The sequence below is a fragment of the Paenibacillus borealis genome, assembly GCF_000758665.1.
In the GTDB taxonomy this organism is placed as follows: domain Bacteria; phylum Bacillota; class Bacilli; order Paenibacillales; family Paenibacillaceae; genus Paenibacillus_AQ; species Paenibacillus_AQ borealis.
Genome location: NZ_CP009285.1, coordinates 7176384 through 7190897 on the forward strand (window position 1 = coordinate 7176384; position 14514 = coordinate 7190897).

A 14514-nucleotide genomic window follows, 5' to 3' on the forward strand; every position below is an offset into this window, starting at 1 on the left:
ATTAGAATCCGGAGATCAGACTGCGCAGCTCTTTGGCAATAACCGCGTGTGATTCCGTTCCTTCTCCGTAGGCTTGGCCCATGGCTTTGCGCACTTCGGTGATTTTGCCCTCGTAATCCGCTGCTTCGCGGTCCGGGTTCTCCTGCTTAAACTGTCTCATCAGTGACTGCACATGCTCCGGACGCGGTCCCCAATGGCCCAGCACATAGCCGCCGGTATCGGCAAAAATCACGATCGGAACCGAACGTCCGCCCATGGTCAGGAAGTTGTCCATAACATCCTGGTTCTCTTCCAGAATCAGCACTTCAGTCTTAATGCCTGCCGTCTCCAGGATGCGGAACACAACGGGGACATTACGTACCACATCTCCGCACCAGTCAGCAGCCAGAATCAGCACCCGCAGATCATCCCGGTGATTCAAGCTCTCGAAATATTCCCGGTCACTCTCATCTGCCCAGGCAAACTTCTCATACCAGGATTCAAAAGCCTGCTGGTTCTTCGTCATGCCTTCCACGAACTGGCGCGGGGTCAATCCCTGGCCAAATTTAGAAGCTACATTCTGTTTCATACTGCACTACCTTTCTTCTTGGATTTGTACCACTTGAACAGGAAATACAGAACAATAACTGCAAGTGCGGCAAGAATGATTTCATGCGTATACTTAGCTGCGACTTCATCAATAGTCTCCCATTTATCGCCGAGAGTGTATCCTAGATATACAAACAGTGCACTCCACGGAATAACAGCCAGCGTGGTCAGCATAGTGAACTTAGCCAGCGGCATGCGCGAAATACCAGCGGGAACAGAGATCGCATGGCGGACAACCGGGATAAAACGGGCGGTGAAGATAACGCCGGTCCCGTATTTCTGGAACCATTCTTCGGAATGGTCAATATGCTTCTTTTTGATAAAAATATACTTGCCGTACTTCTCCAGTACGGGTCTGCCGCCGTAACGGCCGATCCAATATACGAAAATCTGGGCGACTACACCGCCAACCGTACCAAACAGAACTGCGCCAAAAAAATTAATATCCCCTTGCGAAACTAGATAACCGCCAAAAGCCAATACTATCTCACTTGGTATGACTTCAATCATCAGGCCGATCATAATCCCGAAGTAACCCAGGCTCTGAATCCATTCAAATAAATGCGAAATCAGCTCAGATATAAAATGCAATTGCAGCTCTCCTCCCGTGTATTGCGTAATCAGCCTGGCACTCTGCTGGCAGAATCCAAAGCCTCGTCCGCTCTATGTATCCAGCTTCTCTTAGCCTATTCTAGCATATGCGGGCTTACGACTTCTACTTATGGCAAATGGACATTCCTTTCTCTCCGTATTGAATGTATGAATTCCAGCATTGACAAAGTGTGGAATCGGGATCTATTATACATTTAGATAATTATTTAAATATCGAAAGGAGGTTGCGGAGTTGAATGAATCCTTCAAGGCGCTGGCCGATCCGACCCGGAGACAGATTCTCCGCCTGCTGCGGGAAAAGGACCGGACCGCCGGAGAAATTGCCGATTTTTTCAATATGTCCAAACCCAGCATCTCCCACCATCTGAATGCACTGAAGCATGCGGGATTGGTCCAGGACGAACGGAAAGGCCAGTTTATTCTATATTCGTTGGATTCCACGGTGCTCGAAGAGGTGCTGGGCTGGTTCCTGGAATTGACCGGCACGGGTAAGGGCAAGGACGGTACGGAACGTAATGCGGCTGCGGATGAAACGGCTGAAGATGCTGCAAATTCGAAGGAATCCGGCTCAACTGGCGAAAGTTCACAGGATAACAGGGGCCGGGAGCGATATTTTGACACGGAGGGTGAATCATGATGAAGGATTTCCAATGGAAGTGGCAGGACACGCTGATTGTGATTCTGGGATTGTTCTCACTCGGCTACGCACTGCTTAATTACGGCAGGCTGCCGGATCAGCTGCCTGCCCAATTCAGCATTACAGGCAAGGTCAACACGTACTGGGGCAAGAACTCGGTCATTGCCTTACTCTTTTTTATGGGAACTATTTTCCCTTTGGCCATGCAGTTCATGCGTAAAATCGATCCCAAAAGAGAGAACTACAATAAGTTTCAAAGCGCTTATAAAATGATCCGCCTGGCAGTGGGCATTATATGCGATGCTGCACTTGTGCTGTCGGTCACTTACGGTCTCAATGAGCATTTTGCCGCCGGGAAGTGGGCTACTGTAAGTCTCGGGCTGCTGTTCATAGTAATCGGAAACTTCATGCCGCAGATCAGGGACAACTATTTCACCGGAGTGCGCACGCCTTGGACGCTGGCTAACCCTGAGGTGTGGCGGAAGACCCACCGTCTCTCCGGGATCATGTGGGTAATTGGCGGATTGCTGATTGCGCTTGGAGCTTTTATGCCAAAAGCTCTGTCCATCAGCATGATCATTACCGCCCTGGTCATCGCTACTATCGTGCCCTATGTGTATTCGTGGCTGATCTCGCGGGGGATCAAGGCCTGAATGAAACCGGCCGCAGCCCTGCACCGAAATTCAGAAAAAACGCTATTGGAGATGCACATGCAATGAATCCCGCCGGAAAGAGTGCCTGCTTAGAGCTTCAGCGTTCAGCGGGCCACTAGCTTCAGCAGCTCCTCCAGTATGGCCAGTGCCTGCAAAGTTCTCAGCCGAAGGTAAGCAGCTTCGGCTTCTTTATTGATTCTGAAGCCGCGGTCATTGTGCTGCCTTCCTATGCTAAGCTCTTTACCGGCAAGCAGGCTGTATTGCCGCAGCAGCTCCAGTCCGGCAGCCGCGCTGTCTGCCGACCTCTGCCGGTCCCCTTCCGCCAAACCGCGTTCGGCCATTTTAAGCATCCCTTCTATCGCCGCCATTCTTTTGGCGGCGTTAAATATATCCGCCTGCAGACTGCGGCGGACCCAGTACAGCGCCTCTCCAGGATCGCTGCCTTGCAGATAACGTCCTGCAAGCTCCCAGTGCAGCGCAGCACTCCCCGGTGAATATTTCAAACTGCGCTGCAATAAGTCAGTCCCCTGCTCCTGTGCAAGCAGCCGGGACAAAGCGACGGCGGTCTGCGGCTCTCTTGGATTCCACTCCAGCGATTGCTGCAGCAGTGCAGTTTGTGCAGCAGGATCACCGCTTACGCGGGCGGCCTCCTTGTACAAATCGGCTCCTCTCGTCATCTGAAATGAAAGGATGCTGAGCATGAGGGTCAAGGCGCAGAGAACGGCGATTCCTGCATACGGCCATGATCGCCGCAGCCTTGTAAGGATGGCGGTATCCTCCGCCACTGGCTGATCTATGGTTTCAGCAAGAGCCCATGCAGGCAGCAGCAGGAGCAGCAGCCATATCAATCCGTAGCTCCAATCAAAATCAACTGCGCTATGCAGAAGGATGACGAGCAGAGGCGGAAGCAGCCTTGGTGACGCCTTGAATACGAGCCAGCCTGCGGACAGCAGCAGCAGGAGGACAGCTGCCAGACCGGCTGTCCCCAGATTGAGCAGGATGTCGAGATAACCGCTGTGCACCTGGCTGCCTACATAGGGGCGGGACTGGGCGGCGAGGTACGCATGCCGCCAGGTCTCCCCCCCGCGCCCCAGCCAGGGCGCCTCTGCCGCGAGCTTCCAGGCATCGCGGTAGAAGAGCCCGCGCGCGGCGGCCGTCGGTGACGGCCCGGTAATCCGCGCGCGTACCTGCAGGAGGACGGCGCTGGCCGCCGCCGTCCAGGCCCCCGCCGCCAGCGCCAGCATGGCGGCGCGGTGCCAGCCCGCCGCGCGGCTGCTGCGGCGGTGAAGCCATAGGCCGGCTAGCAGCGCGCCGGCCCAGAACCCGGCCAGCAGCAGCAGGCCGGGCAAGGGCTCTACCGCCAGCCCGGTGCGGGCCAGCTGGCGGTACAGGAGCGCCGCGGCGGCCACGGGCGCGGCGCCGGCCAGCAGAAGCGGCGCGGACAGCTGCCGCTTCCAGAGCAGGGCTGCGGCGCCGGCGGCAGCCGCAGCCAGCCATGCGCCGCGCGACTCGCTGAGCAACAGCGCGGCCGCATACGGGAACAGCGGCAGCAAGCGCGCCGCTGTTAGCCAGAGCCCTGCGGGTCCGCTCCCCGCAGGTTCTGCTCCTTTTCCCTCCTTCAGCTCTGGTTCATAAGCAGCCGCAAATAACCGCTCCAGCAGAAACACAGCCATCACCGCACCAAAGGTATTCGGATACTGGAGCAGTCCGGCCAGCCGGGCCCCAGTGGCACTGACCTCAGGCGACTGGCTGTAGGATACCGCATAGGGAATAGGCAGGCCTCCGCATACTGCCAATAAGGCAGACAGGCTGATCACGAGACCCAGAAGATGCCAGACTGCTGCAAGAATGGCCCCTCCCCGGCGGGCTCCGGCCGCAAGCAAGGCAAACAATGCAAAGCTGTCATACAATCCCCAGCGCAGCAACTCATTCAGCGTACCTTGCGAGGATATAGGCTGACGTAGCGCATGAATACCATACAGGATAAAGATTACAACGCTGAAGCCGGGCAACATCAAAATAGCCGCTTTCACCATTAGGCTTCTGCCAGCCAACACTCCGCTCCAGGACACTACCTCAACTGCACCCATCCCTGCCTCACCAGTCATCAACCGGCTGCTTCCCCGCAACTCCACAACTGCTGCCTCGGCTATGGCACCTTCCCCAGCTTCACCAGTCATCAATCGGCCGCTTCCCGGCAACTCCCCTACTGCCGCCTCCGCTGCTACAATCTCCCCAGCATCACCAGTCTTCAACCAGCCACTTCCCGTCAACTTCCCAACTGCCGCCTCGGCTATGGCACCTTCCCCAGCATCACCAGTCATCAATCGGCCGCTTCCCGGCAACTCCCCTACTGCCTTCTCCGCTACCGCAACCATCAGAACATCACCACTCATTAACCGGACACTCCCCGTCAACTCCCCTACTGCCGCCTCCGCTACCTCACTCTTCCCAGCATCACCAGTCATCAACCGGCCGCTTCCCGTCATCGCCTCAACTGCACCCTCCGCTGACGCATTCTTCAGGACGCCTCCAGGCAACGCCAGCGCTTTCGCCGCACTCCCCGGCAGCGCCGCCACCAGCTTCGGCCTCTTCCCCCAGCCGGAGGTGGCATACAGGACAAGTCCCGCTATCGCCAGAACCCCGCACAGTACAAACCATACGGTCAGGAAGAGATACATCTCTCCGGCAAAAAAGAATCCTCTCAGCACACATGCCGCTGCTGCCGCCGCAATTAATGCCAAGCCGCTAACCACACCTACCGCCGATTCCCCGTACCGCTGAACCCGATTCATCCGCATTCCTAAATCCCCTATTCCTCTTGTTGCTTAACATTCTTCCCATATCTATCGCAAAGCAAAAGAAAATAGATATATAAACATGAACCACTAAGACTGCAATCAGCTAAATAACCGAAGAATGGCTGGTGGTCAAACGTGATCGTTCAAAATGTTGTAAGTATTACAACTTTGCTTCAGAAATACTTGGGTGTTTGGATGGATTGTTGTACAAAATACAAGATTAGTTCCATAAATCGGCTTGGAGGAGGGGGAATGTTGCCTTTTGTACAACAATTTCCGATTAGAGGCAGCGGAATGAAGGAAATGTTGTATTTGGTGCAGGATTTTAATTCAGGGCATCACAGAAGGCCCTGCAATAGCACGAAAACAGCACGAAAGCAGCACTAAAATAGCACTAACAATACGAATTCACTCCAGCAGCACATTAGCACCACAGCTGCACCACATCAGCACTCCATCAGCACCACGCACACCAGCAACATCAGCAACACAGTCAGCACTCCATCAGCACCACAGCTGCACCACATCACCGCTACAGCACCACCACACCAGCAACACAGTCTGCACCACACCAGCACCACATCACCACTACAGCACCACCACATCAGCATCACAGTCAGCACCATAGCTACACTACTTCAGCACTCAATCAGCACCACACCAGCACCACAGCTGCACCACATCACCACTACAGCAGCATTACATCAGCATCACAGTCAGCACCACAGCTACACTACATCAGCACTCAATCAGCACCACATCAGCACCACAGTCAGCACCACACCAGCACCACATCACCACCACAGCAGCACCTCAATAGCGGCCGAAGCTTCCAAATGCAATCCCAAGCGGAACGTCATTACCGTCCTTTTAAAGGATAAGTTATCATGTGGAACATATAAATTTTTATATCCGCACAAAAAACAGCTGCCTCCCGCAGGAAGCAGCTGTCTTGTCAAACCCTGAACTATTAATCGGATTAACTAAGCTCCGGTTGTCCCGCCGTCAGCAGATCGGAGCAGACGCGCTCCAGATAAGGCTCCGCGCCGAGAAAATCGCGGAACGCGCTGTACTCGCGCCATTTGGCGGCGTTGTCGCCGCTGTCGCTCCGCACGGCACGGATTAGAATGTTCTTCGGCGTATGCTCCATGTCGATGAATTCCAGCAGCTGGCTGCGGTAGCCCATCAGATCGAGCAACTTGGCCCGGATCGCATCCGTGGCCAGGGCCGAGAACCGTTCCTTCAGGATTCCGTGCGACAGCAGCGGGCTCAGCACATCGCTCTGCACCTGCGCAAACAGCTCATGCTGGCAGCAAGGCACCGAGAGGATGACTGATGCGCCCCAGCGTACCGCCTTCTCCAGAGCGGCATCTGTCGCTGTATCACAGGCATGCAGCGTAACGACCATGTCCACCTGATCCAGTTCATTATAGTCCGCGATATCGCCGACCAGGAACCGCAGACGGTCGTAGCCCAGCTTGGCAGCGAGCGCACCGCAGTGCGCAATGACATCAGCCTTCAGGTCTAGACCGACAATATTCAGCTCCCGCTGCTCACGGACGGCCAGATAATGGTACAGGGCAAAGGTCAGATAGGATTTGCCGCAGCCGAAATCAACAATCGTCAGCGGACGGCCTGCCGGAAGATCACCGAGCACATCCTGGACCATCTCAAGGAACCGGTTGATCTGGCGGAATTTATCGTATTTCTTCGCCAGCACTTTGCCTTCGCTGTTCATAATGCCCAGCTCTACGAGAAACGGCACCGGCTCCCCTTCGTCCAGGACATACTGCTTCCGGCGGTTATGCGCCAGGTCCGGCGCTTCCTGTTTGCTGGCGGACTTGGTCAGAATGGACACCTTGTATTTTTTGCTGATTAGCACCTGGTAGTCGGCACTGGCGGTACAGAGCAGGCCTTGGCGGAAGGTCTCTCTCAGCAAAGTCAGCATTTCTTCAGCGGCATCCTCTGCCGGAATATTGCGGTGTTCGACCTTGGGGCCGATATAGTAGGCGAACTGATAGTGCAGCTTGCCTTTTAATTCAACAGGTTTGATCTGCACTTTGCTGTAGGTGACCCCACCTTTGCTGCGCAGCTGGCTTAGTGTAGCCGTAATCAGCGTACGGCCGGTAATGACTTGTTCGAGCAATGCTTTCAAAGATTCCACTGGGTACATCTCACTTTCGAATTTATAAATAGAGCACGCTGTCTCCTGAATATCGTTATATTATAGCATTAACAGTAAGCTTGCTCCATTCTTCCCCGCCCTGCTGCACTTCCTCTAGTGGAAGACCACCCTGGGTTAACAGCTCCGGACTCAACAGCAGCAGCCGCCCGTACAGCTCCCTGCCCTCTGCCGCAACATCCTCCCCTTGCTCCCATAGCCGGTACAGACTGTCCTCCGCTTTGGCATAATGCCCCAAGGATTCCTGGTAGGCCATCAGCAGACGTTCCGTTTTGGCCGGAAGGCGGTAAGGCTCTACTTCTTCCAATAGCTCCTTGATATCTTCCGTCATGTTCAGCAGCTCACGGCCAGCACCATGCAGATCCGCATACAAGAACAGATGCAAGGACCGCATCGCCCTGAACAGGGCTTGATCCTGATCCCCTTTTGCCGCGTAAATACCGCCTTCCTCCTTCAGCAGCCGGGCTACCCCTTGCAGCTTATCGGACTCCAGCACACCGCCGAGACGAAACATATCAATAATGTCCTCTACGGACAGCGAATTGAGCAGACGGGAATTTATGCGGAAATGCCGCATCAGCAGCTCGTCCACTTCCCACAGGGCTTCTGTTGTTTTTTTATCCTGCTTCAAGGTCATTACCTTGGCAACCATTGCCGTCATATCCTCGATCATGCGTACGATATAATCTCTCCGGAACATGTTTGCTCACCCTTTCGTATCCGCACCCACATTTATTACAATCCCGCCAAAAGCTGGCCATCGTCTAAGTCTATAGTCTTTGGACTAATCTTAAGCCATTTCATGCGGCAGCGCCACCTTGTTCAGTACCAGAACATCAGCCCATCTCTGCTATGCCTGCAATCAATAATCCTTGACATAAAAGAGCCGGCCCGAATACAATACAAATACTCGATCTGTAATCCAGATCATACTATTATGCAGATCGAATGGCTCCTGAAAATACATTATCCATGGAATTACTATTGATAATATCCGTTAATCTAAATTACATATTGGAGGAAATTCTATGTCACAACCCGCTGACCCCGGGCAAAGCCCGCTTGAAGCAGCTGCTTCAAGCAAGTCCCAACTAGAAGAAAACATCCAGCCTTTGAAGGTCACCCCGGAACAGGATAAGCTGCTGGAAAGCGCCTTGCGGATTAAGATCATGCATACGCTGTCGGGGGAACCCCTCACGTCCAAGCAGGTTGCCGGGAAGCTGAACAAGACACCGGGGAACATCCACTACCACATTGTCAAGCTGTATGAGGGCGGGCTTCTGGAGCTTGTCCGCACCGAAGCAGCAGGGGGCATCATCCAGAAATTCTACCGCTCCAAAGGGACGATGTTCCGTTCGGAACAGCTTAGCAGCTTCCACTTCCGCAAAGAAGACCAGGTGGAGCATTTCATTACCAGACTCACCCTCTCTCCTCCGGAGCTTGCGAAATTCCATCAGGAGATGCTGGAGCTGATCACCGCCTGGGAATCCAAAGTTACTGCCGGTGACGAATATGGTGTTGAGATCGTGATGGGACGTCTGCAGCCTGCTGATCCTGCACCGGAGCCGGATACAGATACGGAGGTACAGGACTAGATGAATACCGCCGCTCCTTCCGGACAAGAAAGGCGCAATCCGCTGCAGGGTTTCGCTGCTCCCTTTGTCCAGTCACGCGCCTTCCCCTATTTGTGGCTGGGACATTTAATTTCGTTCCTCGGCAGTTCGGTGACGATGGTCATTCTGCCCGTCCTTGTCTATTCCCTAACCGGATCAACCACCACGATGGGTCTGGTCATGGCCGCCTATATGCTGCCAAATGTAGTCATGCTTCCGGTATCCGGACATATCGTGGACCGTTACGACCGTGTGCGGATTATGATGCTGGCCGATATCGCCCGCTTCGCCGTTATGATGATAACGGCAGTTCTGGCGCTGACCGGAATTCTCAGCATTCCGCTGCTTTATGTTCTAGTAGCTTTCTATGGACTGCTCGACGGCTTATTTCAGCCTGCCTATGCTGCAGTCCGGGCTACAGTATTCACTTCAGACATCCGGGTAGCTGCGAACTCACTGACCCAAATTACTACCCAGTCGGTACGTCTGATCGGTCCCGCGCTAGGAGGTCTGCTGATCACCCGCCTGTCCGCAGGTGTCGGCTTCGGTCTTGATGCCTTCACTTATCTGATCTCCCTAATCTGCCTTGTCTACCTGCGCAGAGTACTGATTGGCAAATTGCTGCCCGGACCCGCCGCAGATTCCGCAGCCTCCGTTATGCCTGTACCGGAAACCTCTGACACGCCTAACTGGAAAGATGATTTCATCGAGGGAATCTCCGTTCTGCGCAGCCACCCCTGGCTGTGGATTACGATCCTGGCCTTCTGCTTCATCAACATCTGTTATGCAGGGATCAGCAGTGTACTTCTTCCCTGGCTCTTCAAAATCCATCACGGCTGGCCTCCTTATGTCTACGGGCTTGCCGTCACTTTCTCGGGAGTAGGCGCTATTATCGCGGGCCTGTTGTTCGGACTGCGGCCGAAATGGAAAAATCGCGGTATTATGGCCTACGGCGGCGCTATGCTGGGTGGTGTGGCTCTGCTGCTGATGCCGTTTGCGGGCAGTCCGGCTGCAGCCATCGGTTTCTTTGCCCTCGAAGGCTTCGGGCTGATGATCTTCGGACTGATCTGGGAGATCAGCCTGCAGGAGCTGGTTCCGAAGGAAGCCTTCGGCCGGGTCGCCAGTCTGGATTTATTCGGCTCCTTCGCCCTCCTGCCGGTCGGCTATATCTTTGTCGGCTGGCTGGCCGACCTGATTGGCGGGGTTCCGACCATAATTATCTTCTCCAGTCTGGGACTGACCTGTGTCGCTCTCGTGCTCTGCGTTCCGGCTATCCGCAAATTTCAGTAAAAGCCGCTGCGCGGCCAATAGAAAGAGGCAGCACTCCGCTATCCGGCGGTTGCTGCCTCTTTCTATGCGATATGAATTATTTCTGCACAGGCGCGTGTACGAAATCCTTAATAATCTGTGACAATTGCTCCGGTGCTTCGAACATGCTCATATGGCCCACACCCGATATCGTTACCTTGGTGATATTCGGATTATCCGAGGTGAAGGTCCGCTCTGGAGTCACCTTCGAATCCTCCGCTCCGGCCACCAGCAGCACCGGCAGCGCCGTTGCGGAGATGACATCCCGGCGGTCCGGACGCTCACGCATAGCCATGGCTGCACCTACTGCTCCTTGCGGAGGCGTCTTGTAGCCAATCTCCTTCGCACGTTCCAGAAGCTGTGGTGCTGCTCCAGGAGCAAAGAGTCCGGGTACCAGCTGATCCACAAAAGCAAAGATCCCTTCATTCTGGATAGTGCTCACGCTTTTCAGCCGGTTCTCTCTGGCTTCCTCACTATCCGGGTAACCGGAGGAATGAATCAGTCCGAAGCCCTTCAGCCTGGAGGCATGGCGCTGGGCAAAAGATAAGGTAATATAGCCTCCCAGGGAATGTCCAAGCAAATAGCATTCAGGAATCTCCAGTGCATTCAGCAGCGAAAGAACATCATCGGCCATTTGTTCGATCGTGTATGCACCGAGCGGAGCATCTGAAGATCCGTGTCCGCGCAAATCAGGGGCAATGACCCGGTAATTGGCAATTAAGCCCGGAATAACCTTCTCGAAATATTCAGAGCTTCCGCAGAATCCATGCAGCAGCACAATTACATCACCTTTACCCTGATCACTGTAACAAATGTTGCTTCCTTCGCATCGAACATTTTCCATGGCTGCTTCCTTCTTTCTATGTAGTATCCGGTTGAAGACGCGGCTTGTCTTTATTATTAAGCTAGAACAGGTACCTTTGAAACGCTCTCAGCCCGTGAGTCCGAATCCCTGCGCGGCAGCGCGGGCAATCTGCTCAGCCATTATGATCACCCTATGCAGCGGCGTGGTCTGCAGTGTACGGTAAGGCCGGGGACTGTTCACATCGACAATCGCTGCCAGACTGTAGTTTCCGACCGCAGGCAGGAACAGCCCGACGGACTGTGCAGGACGCAGCGGCTCTGCAGCCGTGAAGTAATACCCAAGCGCCGCGGAAGGCCCCAGACAGGCATCCACAGCGATAATAATCTGCCCTTCCGGAATCTCTGCTATCCGCTGGACCAGATTATTAGCATCGCATGGCGCCGGCAGCGTACCGGTAACATGGGGGAAACCATATTCCTGCAGCCGGCTGCCAGTAAGCGGTCCCAGGGCATCACCTGTGGAACGGTCCGTTCCGATGCACAGAAAAGTCAGCTGCTCTGCCGGATGCAAGGCGGCGATTTCCCGGAAGAAAGAAGCCAGCCCGTCAGCATCCATTTTGCGGCGTTTTCTGCTCTCTTCTTCTCTGATTGCCAAAGCCTTCTCTCCCCCTCCATTCATTTATCTGCGATTTATTCCCTTTAATTTAACATGTTTTCTGTGATGCGGACAAAAAAATGGTCTTTCACTATCCAAACATGATAAAATACTTGAACTATCACTTAGGGAGGACTGTTATACCTCATGGATTTATCGAACCCAAGCCAGGAAAATGTGGAGTATATGATTGAAGGTATCAAAAATAAGCTGAAAATGGCCAGTGCTGCGGCTATGCAGGCCTCGGCTTTCTCGGTGGAGCATTACGAGGACATTCTGGATATTTATGAGGTTGCCATGGGCAGCGACAGGCTCAGCATCTCACAGGTGGAGGCGCTTGTCTCTGAACTTGGACGCCTGCGCAAGAAGTAATCCAGCCAGCCGGCATGATAAAAGCCCTTCTCTCTCAACCGTCCGCAGGAATGGACAGTGGAGATGAAGGGCTTTTGTGCGTCATTGCTCCGTTATCGGCGTGACTGCTGCGTCAGGTATTTACGGCAGATCAATCAGGATGAACTCTGCATCTCCGCCATTGCTTGTCCCTTTAATGGTCAGATCACAGCTCTTGCGGATACGCGCCGCATCTCCCTGCTGAAGCTGAAACACGCCGTCTGAGCAGCTAATCTCCAGATTGCCGGAAATCAGATAAATATGGGTGCGGCGCTCCTCTTGCTGCGGGTAATGCAGCTCCCGGTTCGTCTGCAGAAGGGACAAATAGACCGTAACATCCTCGCCCAGCTTCAGCGCTCCCTTGTCCGCTGATCCGGAAGCAACAGGAAGCAGGTTGTTCAGCTTAAGCTCTTCCGGAAAGAATCTGGCATCCCATCTCGGCGTCATTCCCGGACGGTCCGGCAGCAGCCAGATTTGCAGAAAACGCACATCCGAGCTTAGGGACGGGTTCGTCTCCGAATGATTGATGCCTGTACCCGCGCTCATCATTTGTACACTTCCGGCCTGCAGATCGGCATGATTACCCAGATCATCCTGATGCTTCAGGACTCCGGAAACTACATAAGTGATAATCTCCAGATCATGATGCGGATGCTCATGCATGCCTTGCTCCGGCTTCAATTCATTGTCATTATGGGCCAGCAGCGCGCCAAAGTGGGCATTGCTGGGGTCATCGTAATCGGCAAAAGAAAAGCTGAATTCACTGTGTATCCATTCTCTATTCGAAGTATGACGCTCTGCTGCTGTAACTACTTTTATCATAAACTTTGCACCTCCATAGATGTTGGAACCTTCTCCATATCTTAAACAGGGGATAAATGCTCCTTATATGAGATGTATATAGGCGCTGTGATTTAGTATCTCTTACCCCCTTCCATTCTTCATCAATCAACCGTTTGTAAAGCCGTGAATGTGGCCGTTTATATATAGAAAAGACCCTTTATTGCCCGGATGCTTCCCTATACTCCGGCAATCTTTCCCATGCTCTCCAACTGTTTCAGTACATACCCCTACGTTTATATACGAAGTAAGATACTTCAGGCTATCCTGAATTTGAATGACGGCAGGCAGCATAGCAGCCGGAGTTCAAATCACAATAATCTAATGAGGAGTGATTGGTGATGAATAAGGCAGAAACGGAATATCCAGTAGAAAGCGGCGGCACATTTTTCAAAGGAATTTTCATAGGCGGTCTGCTCGGAGCAGCGGCGGCACTGTTGTTCGCACCGAAACCCGGTCGTGAAATGCGCAGTGATTTGTCGGACAAGCTCTCGATTGCCACTGATAAAACCAAAGAGGTAGCAGGAGCTGTAACAGACAAGACTAAAACGCTGGCAACTACAGTCAGCGAAAAAGCGACCGATCTGGCAGGTACAGTATCTGCTAAAGCCTCCGACATCTTCACAACAGTCAGTGACAGCAAACAACAAATTGCGGCCACCCTGTCGGAAACAGGCAAAAAGATTGGAGAAACCGTTAGTGATGCCTCCAAAGATGTAGCTAACGACGTTAAAGATGCCTCTAAAGATGTGGCTGATGAAGCCAAGGACACCTCAAAAGAGGTAGCCGATAAGGCTAAGGATGCTTCCAAAGACGTAGCTGACGAGGCCAAGGATGCTAAAGAGGAAGTTAAATCCTCTTACAAATCCAGTTATTAAACACGGCGATATACGGCCTGAACAGGCAGTAAAGAGAGCAGCCAGCTCGCCGTAGCTGGCTGCTCTCTATTTATGCATGCCTTTTTTAGGCTTCTACCTCCACATTACGCCGGAATGGATCATACCCTTATATTCTCAATAAAGCCTGTTCCAGGCTATAGAAAGCAGGTACGCCTTATGGGAGAAGCGGACAGCAGAACCAAAGCTTATGAAGTTGATGAGCATCCCTTCGAGCTGCGGCATGAGGTCAAACGCCTGAATGCACGGCTCGACAAAATCGCAGAATCACTCGAAAAATCTGAATTCAAGGATATCCTGGAGAATTATACGGACCCCAAGAAGCGGATCATTACCAATCTGATGGCCGGGATATCCAGAGGCCTCGGGCTTTCCCTTGGCACTTTCGTTATCCTCGGTTTACTGGGTTATATACTCAGTTTGTTTCTTAATGTACCGGTTATCGGGGAATATCTTGGAGAAATCAAAAAATACATTGATGCCAACAGCTAAATAAATTTCCCGCTCACCCCTCCTGCAGCCTACTCCCTCCAGA

Annotated in this window: 13 protein-coding genes and 2 pseudogenes; 7 read left to right on the top strand and 8 right to left on the bottom strand. The window is 53.3% G+C overall.

Annotation, left to right across the window (positions count from 1 at the left end):
- Position 1 precedes the first annotated feature (1 nt).
- On the bottom strand, positions 2–568 hold the full coding sequence (locus tag PBOR_RS30325) for a thioredoxin family protein (protein ID WP_042217642.1): 567 nt from the start codon (positions 566–568) through the stop codon (positions 2–4).
- Positions 565–1179, bottom strand: a complete 615-nt coding sequence (gene uptA, locus PBOR_RS30330; protein ID WP_042217644.1) for an undecaprenyl phosphate transporter UptA — start codon at positions 1177–1179, stop codon at positions 565–567. The genes PBOR_RS30325 and uptA overlap by 4 nt, the downstream gene beginning before the upstream one ends.
- Before the next feature lie 253 nt (positions 1180–1432).
- Between uptA and PBOR_RS30335 the strand changes: the two are divergent.
- Together PBOR_RS30335 and PBOR_RS30340 are read left to right on the top strand one after the other, a co-directional pair.
- A pseudogene (locus PBOR_RS30335) lies at positions 1433–1705 on the top strand (autorepressor SdpR family transcription factor); the annotation flags it as partial.
- A 128-nt stretch (positions 1706–1833) separates the two neighbouring features.
- Positions 1834–2490, top strand: coding sequence for an SdpI family protein (locus PBOR_RS30340; RefSeq protein WP_042217646.1), 657 nt, complete (start codon positions 1834–1836; stop codon positions 2488–2490).
- A 104-nt stretch (positions 2491–2594) separates the two neighbouring features.
- On the opposite strand, the gene PBOR_RS30345 is transcribed toward PBOR_RS30340, so the two are convergent.
- The 3 genes from PBOR_RS30345 to PBOR_RS30355 all read right to left on the bottom strand — a co-directional run bounded on the left by PBOR_RS30345 (position 2595) and on the right by PBOR_RS30355 (position 8173).
- Positions 2595–5291, bottom strand: coding sequence for an O-antigen ligase family protein (locus PBOR_RS30345; protein WP_052429706.1), 2697 nt, complete (start codon positions 5289–5291; stop codon positions 2595–2597).
- 979 nt (positions 5292–6270) lie between these two features.
- Positions 6271–7464 carry a class I SAM-dependent methyltransferase gene (locus tag PBOR_RS30350; protein WP_042217647.1) on the bottom strand — a complete coding sequence of 398 codons (1194 nt, stop codon included), beginning with the start codon at positions 7462–7464 and terminating at the stop codon, positions 6271–6273.
- Between the two features lie 46 nt (positions 7465–7510).
- Positions 7511–8173: a DUF6483 family protein gene (locus PBOR_RS30355; RefSeq protein ID WP_042217649.1), complete on the bottom strand. Its 663-nt coding sequence runs from the start codon at positions 8171–8173 to the stop codon at positions 7511–7513.
- Positions 8174–8501: 328 nt separating this feature from the next.
- Between PBOR_RS30355 and PBOR_RS30360 the strand changes: the two genes are divergently transcribed.
- The gene (locus tag PBOR_RS30360; protein WP_052429707.1) at positions 8502–9068 is read left to right on the top strand and encodes an ArsR/SmtB family transcription factor; all 567 of its coding nucleotides are present in this window, start codon (positions 8502–8504) and stop codon (positions 9066–9068) included.
- The gene (locus PBOR_RS30365) at positions 9069–10376 is read left to right on the top strand and encodes an MFS transporter (protein WP_052429708.1); all 1308 of its coding nucleotides are present in this window, start codon (positions 9069–9071) and stop codon (positions 10374–10376) included.
- Positions 10377–10452: 76 nt separating this feature from the next.
- Here PBOR_RS30365 and PBOR_RS30370 read toward each other — a convergent pair whose 3' ends face one another.
- On the bottom strand, positions 10453–11238 hold the full coding sequence (locus PBOR_RS30370) for an alpha/beta fold hydrolase (RefSeq protein WP_042217650.1): 786 nt from the start codon (positions 11236–11238) through the stop codon (positions 10453–10455).
- Between the two features lie 87 nt (positions 11239–11325).
- Entirely contained in the window at positions 11326–11877 is a 552-nt protein-coding gene (yyaC, locus tag PBOR_RS30375) for a spore protease YyaC (RefSeq protein WP_052429709.1), read from the bottom strand.
- Positions 11878–12000: 123 nt separating this feature from the next.
- Here yyaC and PBOR_RS30380 point away from each other — a divergent pair, with 123 nt between their 5' ends.
- On the top strand, positions 12001–12225 hold the full coding sequence (locus PBOR_RS30380) for a DUF1128 domain-containing protein (protein WP_042217652.1): 225 nt from the start codon (positions 12001–12003) through the stop codon (positions 12223–12225).
- A 120-nt stretch (positions 12226–12345) separates the two neighbouring features.
- Here the strand turns inward: PBOR_RS30380 and PBOR_RS30385 are convergent, their stop codons facing one another.
- Complete coding sequence (locus PBOR_RS30385) at positions 12346–13065, bottom strand: pirin family protein (RefSeq protein WP_042217654.1); 720 nt, start codon at positions 13063–13065, stop codon at positions 12346–12348.
- 359 nt (positions 13066–13424) lie between these two features.
- On the opposite strand from PBOR_RS30385, the pseudogene PBOR_RS30390 reads away from it, so the two are divergent.
- Positions 13425–13880 (top strand): annotated as a pseudogene (locus tag PBOR_RS30390) (YtxH domain-containing protein); the annotation flags it as partial.
- A gap of 258 nt (positions 13881–14138) precedes the next feature.
- Positions 14139–14471, top strand: coding sequence for a DUF5665 domain-containing protein (locus PBOR_RS30395; RefSeq protein ID WP_042217656.1), 333 nt, complete (start codon positions 14139–14141; stop codon positions 14469–14471).
- Positions 14472–14514 lie beyond the last annotated feature (43 nt).

Excerpts from the sequence above, each read along its gene's own strand:
- PBOR_RS30325 (WP_042217642.1), bottom strand. The coding sequence starts at position 568 with ATGAAACAGAATGTAGCTTCTAAATTTGGCCAGGGATTGACCCCGCGC.
- PBOR_RS30340 (WP_042217646.1), top strand. The coding sequence starts at position 1,834 with ATGATGAAGGATTTCCAATGGAAGTGGCAGGACACGCTGATTGTGATT.
- PBOR_RS30345 (WP_052429706.1), bottom strand. The coding sequence starts at position 5,291 with ATGCGGATGAATCGGGTTCAGCGGTACGGGGAATCGGCGGTAGGTGTG.
- PBOR_RS30350 (WP_042217647.1), bottom strand. The coding sequence starts at position 7,464 with ATGTACCCAGTGGAATCTTTGAAAGCATTGCTCGAACAAGTCATTACC.
- PBOR_RS30355 (WP_042217649.1), bottom strand. The coding sequence starts at position 8,173 with ATGTTCCGGAGAGATTATATCGTACGCATGATCGAGGATATGACGGCA.
- PBOR_RS30360 (WP_052429707.1), top strand. The coding sequence starts at position 8,502 with ATGTCACAACCCGCTGACCCCGGGCAAAGCCCGCTTGAAGCAGCTGCT.
- PBOR_RS30365 (WP_052429708.1), top strand. The coding sequence starts at position 9,069 with ATGAATACCGCCGCTCCTTCCGGACAAGAAAGGCGCAATCCGCTGCAG.
- PBOR_RS30370 (WP_042217650.1), bottom strand. The coding sequence starts at position 11,238 with ATGGAAAATGTTCGATGCGAAGGAAGCAACATTTGTTACAGTGATCAG.
- yyaC (WP_052429709.1), bottom strand. The coding sequence starts at position 11,877 with ATGAATGGAGGGGGAGAGAAGGCTTTGGCAATCAGAGAAGAAGAGAGC.
- PBOR_RS30380 (WP_042217652.1), top strand. The coding sequence starts at position 12,001 with ATGGATTTATCGAACCCAAGCCAGGAAAATGTGGAGTATATGATTGAA.
- PBOR_RS30385 (WP_042217654.1), bottom strand. The coding sequence starts at position 13,065 with ATGATAAAAGTAGTTACAGCAGCAGAGCGTCATACTTCGAATAGAGAA.
- PBOR_RS30395 (WP_042217656.1), top strand. The coding sequence starts at position 14,139 with ATGGGAGAAGCGGACAGCAGAACCAAAGCTTATGAAGTTGATGAGCAT.